The organism is Bacteroidota bacterium, assembly GCA_016195025.1.
Taxonomy (GTDB): Bacteria; Bacteroidota; Bacteroidia; order Palsa-948; family Palsa-948; genus Palsa-948.
Map to the genome: position 1 here is coordinate 50,778 of JACQAL010000002.1, position 17,705 is coordinate 68,482.

General features: G+C 42.9%; 14 protein-coding genes. 10 read left to right on the plus strand and 4 right to left on the minus strand.

What is annotated here, in order from left to right:
* Window positions 1-39: 39 nt before the first annotated feature.
* From HY063_00260 to HY063_00290, 7 genes are all read left to right on the plus strand, one after another.
* Window positions 40-573 carry a 30S ribosomal protein S16 gene (locus HY063_00260; GenBank protein MBI3500205.1) on the plus strand — a complete coding sequence of 178 codons (534 nt, stop codon included), beginning with the start codon at window positions 40-42 and terminating at the stop codon, window positions 571-573.
* A 128-nt stretch (window positions 574-701) separates the two neighbouring features.
* Window positions 702-1,409 carry a methyltransferase gene (locus HY063_00265; GenBank protein MBI3500206.1) on the plus strand — a complete coding sequence of 236 codons (708 nt, stop codon included), beginning with the start codon at window positions 702-704 and terminating at the stop codon, window positions 1,407-1,409.
* Between the two features lie 148 nt (window positions 1,410-1,557).
* Entirely contained in the window at window positions 1,558-3,036 is a 1,479-nt protein-coding gene (locus tag HY063_00270) for an amino acid permease (protein ID MBI3500207.1), read from the plus strand.
* 144 nt (window positions 3,037-3,180) lie between these two features.
* Window positions 3,181-4,632, plus strand: a complete 1,452-nt coding sequence (locus HY063_00275) for an amino acid permease (GenBank protein MBI3500208.1) — start codon at window positions 3,181-3,183, stop codon at window positions 4,630-4,632.
* Window positions 4,633-5,403 (plus strand): helix-hairpin-helix domain-containing protein, encoded by a 771-nt coding sequence (locus HY063_00280; protein MBI3500209.1) that lies wholly within the window; start codon window positions 4,633-4,635, stop codon window positions 5,401-5,403.
* Window positions 5,400-5,933 carry an adenine phosphoribosyltransferase gene (locus HY063_00285; protein MBI3500210.1) on the plus strand — a complete coding sequence of 178 codons (534 nt, stop codon included), beginning with the start codon at window positions 5,400-5,402 and terminating at the stop codon, window positions 5,931-5,933. Before HY063_00280 ends, HY063_00285 begins: the two co-directional genes overlap by 4 nt.
* Before the next feature lie 120 nt (window positions 5,934-6,053).
* Window positions 6,054-7,193, plus strand: a complete 1,140-nt coding sequence (locus HY063_00290; GenBank protein MBI3500211.1) for an acyl-CoA dehydrogenase family protein — start codon at window positions 6,054-6,056, stop codon at window positions 7,191-7,193.
* Window positions 7,194-7,210: 17 nt separating this feature from the next.
* Here HY063_00290 and HY063_00295 read toward each other — a convergent pair whose 3' ends face one another.
* From HY063_00295 to HY063_00305, 3 genes are all read right to left on the minus strand, one after another.
* A complete protein-coding gene (locus tag HY063_00295; protein MBI3500212.1) occupies window positions 7,211-9,547 on the minus strand; it encodes a choice-of-anchor L domain-containing protein in 2,337 nt (778 codons plus the stop codon).
* Window positions 9,548-9,559: 12 nt separating this feature from the next.
* Complete coding sequence (locus tag HY063_00300; protein MBI3500213.1) at window positions 9,560-12,202, minus strand: gliding motility-associated C-terminal domain-containing protein; 2,643 nt, start codon at window positions 12,200-12,202, stop codon at window positions 9,560-9,562.
* 297 nt (window positions 12,203-12,499) lie between these two features.
* Window positions 12,500-12,685, minus strand: a complete 186-nt coding sequence (locus HY063_00305; protein MBI3500214.1) for a hypothetical protein — start codon at window positions 12,683-12,685, stop codon at window positions 12,500-12,502.
* Window positions 12,686-12,706: 21 nt separating this feature from the next.
* Here HY063_00305 and HY063_00310 point away from each other — a divergent pair, with 21 nt between their 5' ends.
* A complete protein-coding gene (locus HY063_00310; GenBank protein MBI3500215.1) occupies window positions 12,707-12,847 on the plus strand; it encodes a hypothetical protein in 141 nt (46 codons plus the stop codon).
* Between the two features lie 37 nt (window positions 12,848-12,884).
* Here HY063_00310 and HY063_00315 read toward each other — a convergent pair whose 3' ends face one another.
* Window positions 12,885-14,702, minus strand: a complete 1,818-nt coding sequence (locus HY063_00315; protein ID MBI3500216.1) for a DUF885 domain-containing protein — start codon at window positions 14,700-14,702, stop codon at window positions 12,885-12,887.
* Window positions 14,703-14,831: 129 nt separating this feature from the next.
* Between HY063_00315 and HY063_00320 the strand changes: the two genes are divergently transcribed.
* Window positions 14,832-15,401 (plus strand): T9SS type A sorting domain-containing protein, encoded by a 570-nt coding sequence (locus HY063_00320; protein MBI3500217.1) that lies wholly within the window; start codon window positions 14,832-14,834, stop codon window positions 15,399-15,401.
* A 4-nt stretch (window positions 15,402-15,405) separates the two neighbouring features.
* Window positions 15,406-17,700 (plus strand): T9SS type A sorting domain-containing protein, encoded by a 2,295-nt coding sequence (locus HY063_00325; protein MBI3500218.1) that lies wholly within the window; start codon window positions 15,406-15,408, stop codon window positions 17,698-17,700.
* Window positions 17,701-17,705 lie beyond the last annotated feature (5 nt).

Sequence of the window (17,705 nt, forward strand, 5' to 3'; positions counted from 1 at the left end):
CCCTCCGTTTTAACAAACACATAAACATAAAAATTAAAAATGCCTGCAATCATTCGCCTCTCGCGCCATGGAAAAAAAGGACAAGCGTTCTATCACATTGTGGTAGCCGACAAACGCTTTCCGCGTGATGCCCGCTTCATTGAAAAAATAGGAACCTATAACCCGCGCACCAATCCTGAAACGGTGGTATTGAAATTCGACCGCGCCATTGAATGGCTTCATAAAGGCGCCAAGCCATCGGATACTATGCGCTCCATTTTTTCAAGGCAGGGAGTGTTGTTTAAATCCCATTTGCTCAAAGGCGTGAAAAAAGGAGTTCTTACGCAGGAGCAGGCAGATGCAAAGTTTGCCAAATGGGTTTCTGAAAACGAAGCCAAAGTGAGCGGAAAAAAATCATCCTCTGAATCTTCTAAGCGTGATGCGTATAAAAAGCGCATGGCAACAGAGCAATCTGCCCGTGAAAGTCGTAGTGCAAAGCGCAAAGCGAAAGAGGCAGCCAGCATTTCTGCCGCAGAAACGCCTGTTGCTGCCGAAACTCCTTCATCGGAAACTACTGGAGAGCCAAAGGCATAGTTTCTCTTTACTTCTTTGGAGTTTTTCTCAGGTTTACTTCTTGTAACTATTTTATAGTTATTTTCGTATTAAGTCGAAAAGAGGGATTGGTACGCTTCTTTTCTTCTTTTATCCCAGGAAAAAAATGTATGCCGAAAACTACTTTTGCATTCAAGGAATTTGTTGTCCGTCAGGACAAATGCCCGATGAAAATCAGCACAGATTCTGTTTTGATTGGCGCGTGGGTGGATAGCGGCAAGGCAAAAAAAATTTTAGACATAGGCACCGGCACCGGAGTTATTTCATTGATGCTTGCCCAGCGCTCTTCCGCACAAATTGATGCCATAGATATTGATGCCAATTCCTGCAAGCAGGCAGAAATAAATTTTTCCCAATCGAAATGGAAAGAGCGGCTGCAGGCGCATCATTCTTCCTTGCAGGAATTTTTCCCGAAAGAAAAATATGACATCATCGTGAGCAATCCTCCGTATTTTCCCTGCCCGTTATCGCACGAGAAAAAAGAAGGCGCACAGGCGCGTTTTCGCCATAAATTATCTTTTGTTGAACTGGCTGAAAATGTTTTGCGGCTGCTTGCTTCCAAAGGAAGTTTCTATGTAATTTTTCCCGTGCACGAAGGCGCTTATTTTACCAACGAAGCGGAAAAAAGAAATCTCTTTCTTACCAATTATATGTGGGTGAAAACTACTTCCCGGAAAAAATTTCCCAAACGCATTCTCATGCGTTTTGAATTTTTCAAAAAAGAAATTCAAGATGATAATCTGCTCGTTATTCAAAGTGAAAACAATTTTACGAGTGATTACAAACAATTAACCAAAGAATTCTATTTGCATTTTTGATTTCCTTCTTTTCAGTACGAAAGAAAAAAAATATTTACTCCCGTAAAAACTTGTATATCTTCGCCAAAATTAAGATTAAGGATTAAGGAATTACGATGTAGGATTTTTAAATTCCAAATCCTTAATCTAAAATCCTAAATTTATTTTTATGTCGCTATTCAGAACAAAATCTCACGAACATTTATTGAACGAAGCAGCGGAATCGGATAAAGGACTGAAACGTTCACTCACAGCACCAAGTTTGGTTGCACTTGGAATCGGAGCTATCATTGGTGCCGGGCTTTTTGTTCGCACTGCAGCAGCAGCAGGCGAGCATGCAGGCAATGGAGTTATCATGTCGTTTGTGATTGCCGCAGTGGGCTGCGCGTTCGCAGGACTTTGCTATGCAGAATTTGCTTCTATGATTCCGATTGCGGGAAGCGCGTACACTTACGCTTACACAACCATGGGAGAATTGATTGCATGGATTATCGGCTGGGCGCTCATTCTTGAATATGCATTGGGCGCTGCAACCGTTTCCATTGCATGGAGCGAATACCTCAATAATCTTGTCGGAGGTTCAATTCCTTTTTCGTTATGTCATTCACCGTTTGAAGTTTCAGCAGCAGGCGAGCATGGCTTGGTAAATCTTCCCGCGCTTTTTATTTTGCTTTTGCTTTCTCTCATTCTCATTCGGGGAACGCAGGAATCGGCAATGGTGAATGCGGTGATTGTATTTGTAAAAGTTGCCATCGTTCTTATGTTTATTGGCATCGGCTGGAAATTTTTGAATCCGAGCAATCACACTCCATTTTTAATTCCCGATAATGCTCCTCCGGTTGATATGGGAAACGGAAAAATGTATGATTACTCTCCCACGTTCAATCACGGGTGGATGGGAGTTCTTCGCGGAGCGGCAATTGTATTCTTTGCTTTCATCGGGTTCGATGCGGTTTCCACGGCAGCGCAGGAAGCAAAAAATCCCAAGCGCGATATGCCGATTGGAATTCTTGGTTCATTGGTGGTCTGTACTATATTATATATTCTTTTCTCCTGGGTATTAACAGGAGTTGCGCCTTACACCGATTTTGTAAAAGCCGGAAAAGAAGCATCGGTCGCTTACGCCATTCAGCATTACATGGCAGGATATAACTGGCTGGCAACTTTTGTTACGGTTGCCATCCTCGCAGGATTTTCTTCTGTAATACTTGTAATGCTGCTCGGTCAGTCGCGTGTGTTTTATTCCATGTCGCGCGATGGATTGCTTCCAAAAACTTTTTCTGACATTCATCCGAAGTTCCGCACTCCTTGGAAATCAAATTTAATTTTGTTTGTCTTCGTAGGAATTTTCGGAGGATTTATTCCCGGAAGTGTTGCCGGTGATTTAACTTCCATCGGAACTTTATTTGCGTTTGTGCTCGTATGTATTGGCATTTGGATTATGCGCGTGAAAAATCCAACTATTCCCCGCCCGTTCAAAGCTCCTGTTGTTCCCATTACTGCAACGCTTGGCGTTATTGTATGTGGAGCAATGATTGTTTCACTCGATAAAATAACCCAACTCAGCGCTTTTGGCTGGATGATTGTCGGGCTCATAATTTATTTTGGTTACAGCCGCACGCGAAGCAAACTGCACCCCCAGCCCTAAAGGGAAAAATCCCAAATGACAAATTCCAAAACACAAATAAATTCCAAACACAAAATTTCAAATTCAAATAATTTGGAATTTTTGATTTAGATAATTGGTATTTGTTTGTTATCTGGTATTTGTGTTTTGGTGCTTAATGATTAAATGGAGAATCAAAATCCCGATACAGAATTAAAACGTTCACTCGGTCTCATTGATGCAACAATGATTGTTGCCGGCTCCATGATTGGCTCGGGAATTTTCATAGTGAGTTCGGATATGGCGCGCGCGGTTGGCTCTGCTGGATATTTAATTTTACTTTGGATAATTACAGGAGTGATTACCGTGTTCGCAGCGCTGAGTTACGGAGAACTGGCGGGCATGATGCCCAAAGCAGGCGGACAATTTGTTTACATTGAACGCGCGTTCGGAAAACTTACTTCGTTTCTTTATGGCTGGACGGTCTTCACAGTAATTTCAACGGGAGTAATTGCGGCAGTGGCGGTTGCGTTTGCAAAATACTCAGCAATCTTCTTTCCCATTCTGAACTCAACTATTTTTTCAATCGGAGAAAAATTTTCTATCACGCCTGGTCAGTTATGCGCCATCGCAATGATTGTTCTTCTTACTTATATCAACACGCGCGGGGTGAACAGCGGAAAAATGATTCAGGGAATTTTCACTTCGACAAAACTTCTTGCGCTCTTTGCGCTGATTGTTCTCGGAATTTTTTTCGGAATGAAATCAAACACGCTTGCAGAAAATTTTTCTCATCCGTGGGATGCATCCACAACAACTTTCAAGGATGGAATTCTGAATGTTGTTCCGCTTGCGGGGTTTGCTTTGCTTGGCGCGATGGGTTCCACAATAATTAATTCTCTTTTCTCTGCCGATGCGTGGAACAACGTTACGTTCATTGCCGGAGAAATTAAAGACCCGAAAAAAAATATTCCGCGTAGTTTGTTTCTCGGAACTTTTTTAGTCACCACAATTTATGTTCTTGCAAACGTTGCATATCTCTCTTTGCTTCCGCTGAAAGGAAATCCTAATGCAGCCGATGTTGCAGGATTGGGAATGCAGTTCGCAACGAATGACAGAGTAGGAGCGAGCGCTGCCTATATGATTTTCGGAGATGCTTCGCTGTTCATCATGGCGGGATTGATAATGGTTTCCACTTTTGGCTGCAACAACGGACTCATCCTCGCGGGCGCGCGCGTGTATTATGCCATGGCGAAGGATAAATTATTTTTTCAGAAAGCAGCTGCGGTAAATTCAAAATCAGTTCCCGGAAATGCGTTATGGTTTCAATGCGCATGGGCGTGTGCATTATGTTTGACGGGCACGTATAAAGATTTGGTGAACTACTCCACCTTCGCCTCCATGATTTTTTACATTGTAACTATCACCGGAATTTTTGTGCTGAGAAAAAAAGAGCCGGACACCGAGCGTCCGTACAAAGCATTCGGCTATCCGCTTGTTCCCGCGCTGTATATTCTTGCCGCACTTGCCGTTTGTATTATCCTTATTATATATGACGGAAGAAATACCGGTTTCGGATTGGTATGCGTTGCAGCAGGAATTCCGGTTTATTATCTCACCGTTGGCAGAAAAAAATAAATGAAGCAATTCTTTAGAGATTATTTTACTTTCAACCGCAGAGAGCGCAACGGAGTTTTCATTTTGCTTTCAATTATTATTCTGCTTTTGCTTTATCTTTCTTTCTCTGATTTCTTTTTTCCGCAGGAGAAAACTGATTTTTCAAAGTTTGAAAAAGAAATTGCAGAGTTTGAAACCGCACAAAAGAAAGCCGCTGATTCCATTACTGATTCAAGGAAAAATTATTTTTCAGGAAATAGTTTGGTTTCTGACTCGGAAGAAACGGAAAAAGTTTTTACCAAAGAAAAGAAGTATCAAAAGTTTGAAAAGAAAAATAATTATGAGAAAACCGAAAAAATAGTTGAGAATAAATTCCCGAAGAAAAATGCAACTGTAATTGTTGAATTAAATTCTGCCGATACCACTTCGTTAAAGCAATTGAAGGGAATCGGTTCGGGTTTTGCAAAACGCATCGTGAAGTTTCGTGACTTACTTGGCGGCTTTGTGAAAAAAGAACAACTGCTGGAAGTATATGGTTTCGATAAAGAAAAATTCGATTTGGTTTCTCCGCAACTGGAAATTGATTTATCGAAAGTCAAAAAAATAAATATTAATTCTGCTTCGGTGGATGATTTGAAAAAACATCCTTATATGGATAAGAAAGCCGCAATAAAAATTTTCTGGCATCGCATTAACAAAGGTGATTATTCAGATGTGTCGGATATTATGAAAGATAATTTGGTGGATGGAGAAACCTTCAGTAAACTTGCGCCCTATTTGACTGTGAAATGACGCAGGAAGAAAAAATAAAAAGCAGTATCAGAGATGTTCCCGATTTTCCAAAGAAAGGAATTGTTTTCAAAGACATAACCCCTATCCTGAAAGATTCAAAACTCTGTACGGAAATTGCAAACGGATTTATAAAACAATTAAAAGGAAAAAAGATTGATGCAATCGTAAGCACCGAAAGCCGCGGATTCTTTTTCGGATTTCTTCTCGCAAATAAAATGGGAATACCTCTCATTCCGCTACGCAAACCGGGAAAACTTCCTTACAAAACCATTTCACACGAATACGAACTCGAATACGGAAAAGCAAAAGTTGAAATGCACGTGGATGCACTGAAAAAAAACTGGCGCGTGCTCATTCACGATGATTTGCTCGCCACCGGAGGAACTGCTGAAGCATCGGCAGTTTTAGTGCAGCGTCAGAATGCAAAAGTCGCGGGCTTTGCTTTTGTGGTGGAACTTGGTTTTCTTGGCGGAAGAAAAAAACTGGAAAGATATTCTGATAACATTATAAGTTTAGTAAGATACGGATAACGAATGGCTGCGAAATTTCGAATTAATACAAAACAATAATTCGTAATTTCGTTATGTTTCGTTATCCGCATTAAAAATAAATTTTCAAGTATGAGTACAACGGTTCACGAAGAAACAACAATGGAATTTTCTCTCAGCGAAAACCAGCAGATGATTGCGGAAATGATTCGCAAGTTTGGAGATGAAAATATTCGTCCTCACATGATGGAGTGGGATGAGACGCAAAAATTTCCTGTGGAATGTTTTAAAAAATTGGGCGAACTTGGATTAATGGGCGTTCTCGTGCCTGCTGAATACGGAGGAGCGGGATTTGGTTATATGGAATACGTAACAGTGATTTCCGAGATTGCAAAAATCTGCGGCTCGATTGGATTATCCGTTGCCGCGCACAATTCACTTTGCACCGGACATATTCTCCAATTTGGAAATGAAGAACAGAAGAAAAAATATTTACCCAAGCTTGCATCCGCAGAATGGATTGGCGCATGGGGATTGACTGAAGTAAACACGGGCTCTGACGCGGCAAACATGCTCACCACCGCAGTGAAGGATGGAGATTATTATGTGCTTAACGGTTCAAAAAATTTTATCACGCATGGTGTAAGCGGAAACGTTGCGGTTGTAATCGTGCGTACGGGAGAAAAAAGCGATTCGCACGGCATGACTTCTTTCATCATTGAAAAAGGCACTCCGGGTTTTCGCGGAGGAAGAAAAGAAAATAAATTGGGAATGCGCGCGAGCGAAACCACCGAATTGATTTTTGAAAACTGCCGCGTGCATAAATCGCAGATGATGGGAAAAGAAGGCGATGGTTTTGTTCAGTCGCTGAAAGTTTTGGATGGCGGAAGAATTTCCATTGCTGCGCTTGGTCTTGGAATTGCGAAAGGCGCATACGAAGCGTCAAAAAAATATTCCAAAGAGCGCCAGCAGTTTGGAAAACCCATAGCGGAATTTCAGGCAATTGCTTTTAAGATTGCCGACATGGCAACAATGATTGAGGCTGCAGAACTTCTCACCTTCCAGGCGGCATATAAAAAACAGAAAGGAGAAAAGGTTACAAAACTTTCTGCCATGGCGAAATATTATACTTCGGAAGTTGCCTGCAAAGTTGCCAACGAAGCCGTTCAGATTTTCGGAGGATATGGTTATACAAAAGATTTTCCTGTTGAAAAATATTACCGCGATGCAAAACTTTGTACGATAGGGGAAGGAACTTCTGAAATTCAGAAATTAGTTATTGCAAGAGAAATTCTGAAATAAAATGTTGTAACCGAAAATTATTTGGCAATCGTAATCGTGCCGATGTAGTCGTATTTTTTATCTTTCAGGTCTTTGAGGTGCACTTTCCAAACGTAAACATCTTCCTGCACCGTGTCGCCATTGCGTTTTATTTTTCCGTCCCAGGTGCATTTAGAATCGCTCTGCGGGTTGCCGAAAGTATGGCAACTCCACACGAGGTTTCCCCAGCGGTCAAAAATTTCCATTTCAAATTCTTTGATGTAAGTTCCGAATGCGGTAAAGAAATCATTTATCCCGTCTGTTCTTCCCGGAGTAAATGCATTCGGAATATAAAAGGTGAAAGGCGCTTCCACGCGCAGGCATTTCACGAGCGTATCCTTGCAAACTCCCGATGGATCGGCAATGGCAAGAGTGATGCAATAAATTCCCGTATCGGAATAGGTGTGTGTAGGATTTTGCAGCGAAGAAATATTGTTGGAAGAAAGCGAATCGCCAAAATTCCAGTTCCACATGCCCGTGTTTCCCAACGAAGCATCGGAGAAAATCACAAGCGGGTCAAGCAGGTTCACCACATCAAATGGAGTGTAAGTGAAATTGGCAACGGGCGGTTTTCCTCCTCCAATGGTTATGTTCTGCATTTGCGTGCATCCGTTTCCATCGGTAACAATTATCGTATAAGTGGAACCACCCTGCAGCCCTGTGGCAGTGGGAGTGGATTGAATGGGATTGGTAAGCCATAAATAGGTATGCGGATTCGCTCCTCCGGTAATATTTGCAGTTGCTGTTCCGTTCGTTACTCCGCAGTCGGCAGGGGTAGAAGAAGTGGTGAGCGTGGAGGTGGCGGGAGATGTAATGGTTACGCTCGCAGTTTTTGTACATCCGTTCGCATCGGTAACAGTGACTATATAATTTCCGGCAGCAAGATTATTTGCTGTGGCGCCTGATTGCGAAGGCGAAGTGCTCCACGAATAAGTGAGCGTTCCGTTTCCTCCGCTTCCGCTGGCAGTAGCCGAGCCGTTCGGATTGGAAGGAGGAGGGCAACTCACATTGGTGGAAGAAACAATGGAAGCAGTAAGCGCTGGCGGCTGAGTAATGGTAAAGGTTTGCGTAAAGGTGCAGCCGGTGGCATCGGTAATGGTGCAGGTATAATTTCCTGCGGGAACATTGTTAATGCTTGTGCTGGTTTGAACAGGATTGGTGCTCCATGCATACGTGTATGGCGCACTTCCGCCAGTTGGATTTGTGATGGAAGCGCTGCCGTTGTTAGCCCCGAAACATTTTACATTTACCTGCGTGGGAGTTACTGTAAACCCTCCGCCAGTTGAAATGGTTACACTTTGTGTTCCGCTTAAGCATCCGTTGGCATCAACAACATTAACAGTATAACTTCCCGGAGCGAGCCCTGTGGCGGTCTGTGTATTTTGCGGGGGAGTGGTATTCCATACGTAAGTGTAAGGCGACTGACCGCCCTGAACGCTGGTTACGGTTGCAGCACCGGTATTTGCAGAGCAAACAGAATTAGTATAAGTTGCCGCCACCGTAAGAGAAGTTGCGCATATGAGAGATTGCATGGCAAAAAAAACTCCGGTATCGTAAATATGGTCGAGCGCATCGGCAATGGCTAATTTAAAATGGTAATTGGTGCAGGGAACAACGCTAAGTGTAACCGTAACCGGCTTGGTGAACGCATCGTATTCCACAGTAGTTCCGGTGCAATTGTCTATATAAAAAGAGCAATTTGCACAAGGACCGGAAGGAGGACCAGGGCAAGAATAATTTCCATTGTTCACATTGTTGATAGAAACAGGAGTGCCCGGTGGCGCAGGAGGAGGAAGCAAAGCCATATTGTATCCGGTGTAGTTTGGTCCTGAAGGATTAGTGCCGGTAACAAAAATTCCAAACCCATCATTGAACGAACCGACAAACTCCGGATATTCTTCAGAGCCGAAAGAAAAAGTAAATGCAAGCGTGTTGCAGGTTGGCTTGGCATCAAACTCTAAAATGCAAACATCGTTTGTAAGGTTCGGGTCAATCGCCATTAAATCGGGGTCATTAAAAGTAAAATTATTATCTGCACCGGAACTTGGAGATATATTCGGACCCACTGCCCATTGAACATCTCCTGAAGTAAGCAGCACGCCTCCGGCAATTCCTATATTGCTCGATGTGCCTACAAATGTTCCGCTCGGATTGTTGGTGGGAGAACTTAAACTCGGGCAGTTCATCGTAGCCCCGGAAATAGTAACACCGTTGCCCGCCAATGTTTGCGCAAGTTGAGCGGGGTTGTTATTCGGTGTAACCTGTAATTGAGAAAATGAATCAGATGAAACCGCAAGCAGCGCTGAAAAGAAAATCAGTGAAAAAAAAATTCTCATAACATTCTTTTTTTATCTCACCATGCTCACATTCCCGATATATTTATGCTGTTTCTTGTTGGCATCGGTGAGTTCCACTTTCCATACATACACATCTTCCTGCACCAATTCTCCGTTGCGCTTTACTTTTCCATCCCACGAGCATTTCTTATCGCTTTGCGGGTCGCCAAAGGTGTGGCAACTCCAGATTAAATTTCCCCAGCGGTCAAAAATCCACATGTTGAAATCAATGATGTAGGAACCCAGCCCGGTGAAATATTCATTGAAGCCGTCTTCATTCGGAGTAAAAGCATTGGGAGCGTAAAAGGTGAAGGGCGCTTCCACGTAAATGCAGTGCGTGATGGTATCCATGCATACGCCTCCCGAATCGGCAACGTAAAGCGTGATGCAATACACGCCCGTATCGGTATACACATGGAAAGGATTTTCCACGCTGCTCGTGGAAGGATTATTCGGGTCGCCAAACGTCCAGTACCAGGTAGCCGTATTGTTGGAGGAGCCATTGAAACAATATACGGTTCCGTCAAGCAGGTTTACGGTATCGGGAGTGTCATAGAAATTTGCAACGGGCGGACCTTTCTGCGGAACAACCACCGTCATTGATTGATTGCATCCGTTGCCATCCGTTACCAATACATTGTAGGTTCCACCGGAAATATTATTGAGTGTTTGAGTCATTTGCACAGGAGAAGTAAGCCACGTGTAAGTATAAGGCGAAGTTCCGCCCGAAGCGAAGGCGCTGGCAGAGCCGTTTGCCATTCCGCAGGAAGCAATGGCGGTGGAATTGGATAAAGTGAGTTGGGTGGGCTGCGTAATGTTTACGGTGGAAACTTTCGTGCAGCCGTTGGCATCGGTAATCATTACTGAGTAAGTTCCCACAGGCAGCCCCGTTGCCGCTTGCGTGGTTTGATTAGGCGAAGTAGCCCATAAATACGTATAAGGAAGTGTTCCTCCGCCTCCGTTCACCATGGCATTTCCATCGCTGTTGCCGAAGCACTTCACGTTGTTAAGCACGTTAGTAGCAGCAGTTAATGTGGGCGCCTGCGTGGTAACAGAAACTGTCTGCGTTTTGGTGCAGCCATTGGCATCGGTTACGGTTGCTACATAGTTGCCAATGCCAAGCCCTGTTGCTGTCTGGGCATTCTGCACGGGAGATGTGTTCCATGAATAAGTATAGGGAGAAGTTCCGCCCGAGCCGGTGGCTGTAGCAGTTCCTATGTTTGCCGTGCATTGCGTGGGGGTGGAAGTGGTGGTTGCCGCCAAAGCCGGTGGCTGCGTTACCGCAACGGTGTAAGTGGCTTTGCAGCCCGAAGCATCGCTCACCTGAACGGAATAAGTTCCTGCCGAAAGCCCGGTGGCAGTGGTAGATGTTTGTATTGGAGTTGTTGCCCATGCATATGTGTAGGGAGCGTTTCCTCCAGTAGCAGTTAATGTGGCGGAGCCGTTGCTGCCTCCGCTGCATTTGGTGGCGGTGGTTGTAAATGTTACATTGGGACCGGGAGAAGTTGTAATTGTAAAAGTTGCCGAAACCGGACCACATCCGCCTGTACCAGTAACAGAAACAGAATAATTTCCTGCTGTAAGGTTACTGATGGAAGTTGTCGTGGCTCCTGTACTCCATAAATACGTATAAGGTTGTGTTCCTCCCGATACATTTGCAATAGCAGAACCATTTGGAGCGTTGCAGGTGGAATTGGTGGGAGCAACAGTTAGGGAAAGAACATTACAACTGGATAGCTGATAATATACTCCCATATTTCCCCAGAGCCAGCAGTCGCTTCCTCCTCCATCTTGGGCGAATAGGGAAGTAGTTTGTCCACAAGTTAATGTTACAGGCGCTTCATCGTAGCAATAAAAATCATTGGGGAAAGCAATGACGTTACCATTCAAGGTGGTATTATGCGTGGCGGCAACATTGTCCTGGTGGTCGGAAGAAGTTGCCCATGCGCGCGCAAGCGTAGGCGTTCCCGAAACAGTCAAGCCGGTCATGGTGTATGGTTTATACATGCCTGTTTGCCCGTCAGTCATTGCGCCATCCCAGATATCAAGAGAGCCCATGTAAGTAGCACCGGGATCAGTATAAATAATCATAAGTGTCATTCCGTCTATCTCCCAGTTGGGATTGGAGAAGCCGGAAACATTGAAGTTGTAAGTTCCGTTTCCGCTAACAGATGTAGTTACATCCCAGCGGTAAACGGCAGTGCCGGTTTCTCCCCAGCATTTGGGACCGTCTGTTCCAATGGGACCGCCCGATGCGTAACTGGTGGTGGCGGCAGCGGGATTTGTAATGGTAACTGTTCCATTTGGAGCAGTGGCTGATTGATAGCCCGTCAGCGCCCAGACAAATGCCTTATCCAAAACATAACCAGCAGGTAAACCAGCAATCGTCCATTTGGCAGGAAACCCGGAGCCATAGTAGCCGGAAGTAGTGTAGGTATTATATCTTGTTTCAGTCAACGTGGTGTCATACACATAATTTAATCCGCAGGCGGATTTATTGTAAATGGGTCCGCCCATAACACCGTTTCCGTTCATGGGAGAAATGGTAACATTGTGTTTTCCGCAGGCGCCCGGCAGCCCTTGTGAAAATGTTTCGGGAAGCGATATTCCCATAGTGGCAGCGATGAAAAATAGTGAATGTAAAAAATACTTCATGGTATTTGGCTTTACGAAGTTAATTTATGTGAGTGTGTTGAACAGAACATCTTTTTTGTTTAATGACAGGTCTGAGTTTTTCTATACAAGTTATCCTGGAATTCTAATTTTTATGCCGCTCAATGCCGGAATGCTGAAGTGCGGTGCAAAAATATAAAATAAAAACCACACATTGAGAGGATTTCCAAGGGTATTTATGCACACTTTTTAAGAATCTTTGATTGCTGTTTTATACAAGACGCAATAGCGGAAAAAAGGTTGCCTTTGTGGAGAACTAATATTTTATACCAAAACAACTCAGGTTTCAGGAATGTTCAGGAAGAATGGAATGATGGAAGATTGTCCCGAAGGGACTTCTTCGGAGGAAGATTGGCTGTTTCCCAACATTCCATTATTCCAACCTTCCAAATAATTTTCGGAAACCTGACTCTGCCTTCGGTATAGATTATGGTTTATGCTATGGTGGTTTTTTGCAGTTTTCACACTTATTTTCATACTTTCTTCATGGAAATGCTCAGTAGGAGCACTCCTCCGGAGCGCAGGAGCACTCCTCCGCTCGTGAGGAACACTCCTCCGCTCGTGAGGAACACTCCTCCGCTCGTGAGGAACACTCCTCCGCTCGTGAGGACACGCCAAATCGTTTGAGAATTCTTCTCAAACGGAGTAAGAGGTATTTCAGGAGTTAATTTTCAAGCATTAATTGCCGGATGTATTTCACCGGAGCGCTGCCATAACTGAGAAACTTCTCATTGAACTCTTTCAGGTTGAATTTCTCTCCAAGTTTTTTCTTCATCTCTTCCCTTAGTTCATAAATTTCGGTGAAGCCGGTGAAGTAAGAATCCAACTGAACTTGCGTGAGGGAAACCCGCTTCCATTTATTTTCGGCTTCCTGTTTTTGCTGGAAAGCATCTTCCACCAGAAATTTGATTGCATCTTCTTTGCTCATTCCGCGAACATGCACGCTGTAATCCAAAATGGTGTTGCATACAGAGCGCAAATGCCATTTATAATACATCAGCCACATTTCAAGTGAATCGGGTCCTGCGCCAAAACCGTTTTCAAGCATGAGGCGTTCTGAATAAACCGCCCATCCTTCAATCATTGCTCCGTTGCCGAATAAACTTTTCACCCTACTGGGCGATTGATTGCTGTAAATCAATTGCGCGTAATGCCCCGGAATGGCTTCGTGAATGGAAAGTATTTGCAGGATGTAATGATTGTATTCACGCAGATAACTTTCGGCTTCTTCTTTTGAATAATGAGCCAGCGAACCAACGTTGTAATAAGAATTTCCCTCTTTGTCATACGGACCGGGTGAAGACATGGAAGCGCCCGCAACTCCTGCCATGTAAGCAGGTTCTTTACGAACCACCAATGGTTTTGCAGGATCCATGTATAATAGATTTTTGTCGCTCACGAATTTTGTAAGCATGGGAATTTGTTTTTCTATTTCGGTTTGAAAATCTCCGGGCTTCACATGCTTTTTAGAAATTTCGTCTATGAGCATTTTAACTTCCGATTTTGTGAAACCACTCAGTCGGATATTGGGAAAATAGTTGTGAAAAATCTTTTTAGTAATGCCCAGCATTTCTTTTTGAATCTCGTCCTTGCGCTGAACGGCTTTATTGTAAATTTCTTCGGCAGTAAAATGCGATTGGATATCGTACATAAATTTCTTCTCGTATAAATCTTTTCCTATTCTGAAAGAACGCGCTTCAAATCCCCCTGCTTCGCTTTCCCCCTTTGAAAAGGGGGACTTAGGGGGATTCAACTTCGAGCGCAAATCTTTCAGCCAGGAAACATAATCGTCAATGACTTTCACAAAATATTTAATCTGCATTTCGATTATCTGAATTTCGTGTTCATCCATTTTGCATTTCGCCAGCGAATCCATCATCATTCCCGTAAAAACTTCTTCTCCTCCTTTGTTTTGCTGAATCGCCAAATCGGTATGTTCAATGGTTGGATTCTTAATCATCTTTTTCGCATTTTCATAATATGCTTTAATAGGTTTCATGCGCTGAGAAAGCGCGCGGAGTTTTTCTTCGTTCGGTTCATTTTTATTCTGAAGAATATCTGCAAAGGTTGAACTCACATTATACGAAGCAGGATTCCATTCATATTCACGGAATTCATTTACATTAAAAATAATTCCGTTCAGCATGTTATCGAGAATGTGAAAATCTGTTTTGTTGGAAGAAGAAAGTTTTGTGATGTCCATTTTTTTCAGCGCTTCCAGCTTTTCATTTGCAAAAGCAATTTCTTTTTGATGAAACGCCTCATCGGTCACAACGAGAACACTGTCATATTTATGATATCCTTGTGATGAAGCCCATCCGGGGTAAAGTTTCCATAAATCCTCTATGAAGTTGGCACTGAATTTTGAAAAAGAAGAATCTGCATCTGGCGGGTTGATGAGTTGCCGGGTTGCAGAGGGGTTATTTTCACAGGAGAAAAATAGCAAGCCCGTGATGAAGAACAGAAAAATTATTTTTTTCATAGGGAAGTTTCAGCAAAGATAGAAGAATTGATGCCTTCTGAGGTTGCCGAAAAAAGTTTTTAACCTGGATTAATAAAATTTAAGTTGTATATATTTGATTATAGTTTATCTTAGCAAAAAATAATCAACATGAAAAAACTTTTACTCTTTATCCTCTCGGGCACTTTTTCATCTTATCTTTTTTCTCAGGCGGCATCACTCACGGTAACCGCCACGCATACCGATGCATCAGTTTGCACTGCGCCCTGCAACGGCTCGGCATCAGTAACGGTTACAGGCGGAAGTCCGCCTTACACCTACCAATGGGTGCCAAGTGGTGGCACCGGTCCGGTGGCTACGGGGCTTTGCCCGGGAACTTATTCCGTTGGAGTTAGCGATGGGTCTTTTAATTACGGAGGAACAACTGCAACCATTATTTGCGTGCAGGGAGTGCCTGAATATCTGATGAATGAATTTATCAGCATTTATCCGAATCCGGCAACAGAAAATCTTTCCGTCAATCTTTCTTATCCTAACGGAGGAACGGTGAAAGAAATTTCAGTGTATAATTCGGAAGGGAAAAAAGCGCTGAGCGAAAATTTTTCTTCCGCGAAGAAATTTCCGAACACGCTTTCAGTGGCAAAACTTCCTGCGGGAATTTATTTTCTTGAACTGAAGGATGAAAAAAATCTTTACCGGACGAAGTTTTTGAAGGAATAATAAAATGAAAAAGGTTTTCACTTTAATTTCTTTTTTCTTCATTGCTCATTTTTCTTTTTTTGCTCAAACTTCAAAGCAGGGGCAGGATTTTTTCAAAGAGGAAACCGGTTTTTTCTTTTTCATTGGCGTTGACAATTATTCTTCCGTTCATTTGGTGTGGGATGAAATTCAAAATCCCGCGCTGAAGGAATTTATTCTTGAGCGAAGCGAAGACGGCAAACAATTTTCCGAAATCGCATCCCGTCAAATGTCTTCTGAAAAATTACCGGACCTTATGGGTTTATCGAAAACTCAGTTGCAAAAAATTATTGATGCACCGTACAATCAATTACTATACACTACCGAAACCGGCCCGGGAAGATTTATTTATAATCAAATTATTCCTGAGTTTATGGCCGGTAACAAAAAGTATCAATGGTACTACCGCCTGAAATTTATTTGGAAGGATGAAAAAATAACTTTCAGCGCTGTTCGCTCATTTGATTTCTATTTCGATTTCAGAAAACAAAACGGAACCAAAATCAATTCACAGAAAGAGAAAGAAAAACAAAATGCAAACGAGATAAAACTTTCAGAAAGAGAAACTATTTTTTCTCAGCAAGCCGATGCGCTTAAAACAGTTGCTCCTCCTGTGGTTTTTGGTCCTTGTCCTTCTATTCAGATTGCGCCTTCTGATTCCTGCCCGACAGGCAATAGTCAAAATTTTTCAGGCACTTGTTGTACGTGGACACAAGGAGAGTTTTTTGTTGAATCACCTGTGAACTGTGCCGGAAAATGCTGCTGCAATATTGATTGTAGCCCTGGCGGATATGATTCCTGTTGTGTTCACACTTGCTCCCAGCATAATATTTGCGGATGCACGCCATGGGTTTGCTGCTCCGGTGCAAATCAATGGGTGGTTACACAATCCACTTCCACTTCAACAATGAATATTACGATAAATACATACGGCAACTCCTGTCTTCCGAATGATTCGGCAACAGTAAATGTTTCAGGAGGCACACCGCCTTATTCTTTTTCATGGAGCAACGGGCAAACTACCCAAACCGCTACGGGATTAACTGCTGGCACTTATTCTGTAACAGTGAATGATAGTTCATGTGTTGATACAAAAACTTTCACAATTACTCCGCCTGTTCAAATTAATTTATCAGGTTCCGGAACAAATCCTGTTTGTAATGGCGGAAATAACGGAAGCGCGAGCATTTCTGCATCGGGCGGAACCTTGCCCTATTCGTACAACTGGAGCAATGGAGGAACAACTCAAACTATTACCGGCCTTTCAGCAGGAAATTATAGTGTTGTAGTTGCTGATTCAAACGGATGTTCTGCAACAAATACAATTACAATTTCAAATCCTTTTGCAATTGTTGTTGCTCTTTCTGCTTTTACGAATTGTTCCTGCTATAATTCATCAGATGGAAGCGCTTCTGTAAATGCATACAATGGAACTTCTCCTTATACGTTTGTTTGGAGCAATGGACAAACAGGTCAGAATGCTACCGGCCTTCAGGCAGGAAATTATATCGTTACAGTTACCGATAGTAATGATTGCACGGGAACACACACAATCACTATCTATAGCCCTTCACCTCTTACTGCATCTGTTTCGGTGAATAATCCAGGTTGCTATAACGGTAATAACGGAACCGCTACTGTTAATGCAAATGGAGGAATTGCTCCGTATTCCTATTCGTGGAGCAATGGGCAAACTTCTCAAACTATTACAGGACTTTCTGCCGGCAATTATACAGTTACTGTTATGGATAATAATGGATGCACAAATATTGTTTCTGTATCTGTTGCAAATCCTCCCGCGCTTTTGCTTTCTGTAATTTCCACTCCTGATTCCGGAAATTGCAACGGCACTGTTTCCGCAACACCTTCAGGAGGCAATCCTCCTTATACTTATTTATGGAATAATGGGTGCACCACTTCTTCCTGCTCCGGCTTATGTGCAGGCGCGTATGCTGTTAATGTTTGGGATTCGAACGGATGTTCCTGGAGTATTTCTATTTCTGTCGGTAGTTTCACCGGAATTGTTTCACCGAATGAAAACTCTGAGTATGAAATTTATCCCTCTCCTGCCACTTCAGAAATTTTTATTGAGTTTTCCCGCCCTCAAGATGTTAAAGAAATAAACATTATTGATGTTCTTGCAAGAACTCTTCTTCATCAGGCATATGATACTTCTTTAAATAAAATTCGAATAGATGTTAGTGCTCTTGCTTCTGGGTATTATTTACTTCTTATAAATTCTGCTGAAAGAAAACACCGGCAAGGCATTATTATCAAGTAATATTT